The organism is Mycobacterium sp. E1747 (assembly GCF_001667775.1).
Taxonomy (GTDB): domain Bacteria; phylum Actinomycetota; class Actinomycetes; order Mycobacteriales; family Mycobacteriaceae; genus Mycobacterium.
The window spans coordinates 1-1,147 of the sequence record NZ_LZJI01000108.1 but is presented as its reverse complement, the minus strand read 5'-3'; the positions used below and the strand labels follow the sequence as shown (position 1 = coordinate 1,147).

General features: G+C 69.4%; 1 protein-coding gene and 1 pseudogene. One reads left to right on the top strand and one right to left on the bottom strand.

Features of this window, described 5'->3' with window-relative positions:
- Positions 1–376: pseudogene (locus A5695_RS11240) on the top strand (hypothetical protein); the annotation flags it as partial.
- A 4-nt stretch (positions 377–380) separates the two neighbouring features.
- Here the strand turns inward: A5695_RS11240 and A5695_RS11235 are convergent.
- A partial coding sequence (locus A5695_RS11235) for a VWA domain-containing protein (protein ID WP_068081177.1) occupies positions 381–1,147 on the bottom strand: 767 nt, incomplete at its 5' end.

The window sequence follows — 1,147 nt, the reverse complement described above, 5'->3', positions numbered from 1 at the left end:
GGAGAACAAGCCGTCCAATCCCAGCGACCCGCACGACGGGGCGTACACGGCGGCGCGGCTGGCCCGCGACGAGGGCGTGCCCATTTCGACGATCTCGTTCGGCACCAAGACCGGCGAGATCGAGATGGACGGGCAGCGCGTCGCCGTCCCGGTCTCGACGGACCACATGAAGACCATCGCCAAGCTGTCCGGCGGGCAGTCCTACACCGCCAGCAACATCGCCGAGCTCAACAAGAGCTACAACGCCATCGAGAAGGACATCGGTTATCGGACCGTGCCGGGGCCGGGCAGCGCCGGGTGGCTGCGCCTGGGCGTGATCACCGCCTTGATCGCGACGGCGCTGGCGCTGCTGATCAACCGGCGGCTGCCGGTCTGATCGCTCAGGAGGGCAGCCGGCGATTCAGGAACAGCCCGGCCAGGATCGCACCGGCCAACGCGACCGCGCCCAGCAGCATCCAGGCCAGGCTGGCGTCGCCCTTGACGGTCTCGTAGCCGATCTGGCGCTGCAGGGTCGAGTAGACGTTCTTCAGCGATTCCAGGCTGTCGGCGTGGAACGCCTGGCCGTCGGTGATCTCGCAGATCTTCTGCAGCGTCTGGTCGTCGACGGGAACCGGGATCGTGGCGCCCTCGTATTCGACGGTGCCGTACGGCGTCCCGAAGGAGATGGTCGAGATCTGCACGCCCGCGGCCTTGGCGGCCCGGGCGGCGGTGAACGCCCCCTGCGGGGCGTTGGCGTCCAGCGGCACATTCTCCGCGCCGTCGGATTCCAGCACGATGCGGGCCGGGGGCGGGGTGTCGCCGCCCGTGATGGCCAGGGCGCTAACCGCGTGCAGGGCGGTGAAGATGGCCTCGCCGGTTGCCGTGCTGTCGGCGAAGTTGAGCTTGTTGAGCGCCTCGATCGTCGCCTGGTGCTGGGGGGTCGGCGAGACCAGCAGCGACGCGTTGGCCGCGAACTCCACCAGCCCCAGGTTGATGGCCGGCGTCAGCTCGTCGGCGAACTGCTTGCCGGCCACCTTCGCGGCGGTCAGCCGGTCGGGGGGGACGTCGGTGGACGCCATGGACTCCGAGACGTCGATGACCAGCATCACGACCGCGCGGTTGAGCGGGATGCGCACGTCGGACGTCGGCCCGGCCATTGCAGTGGTCA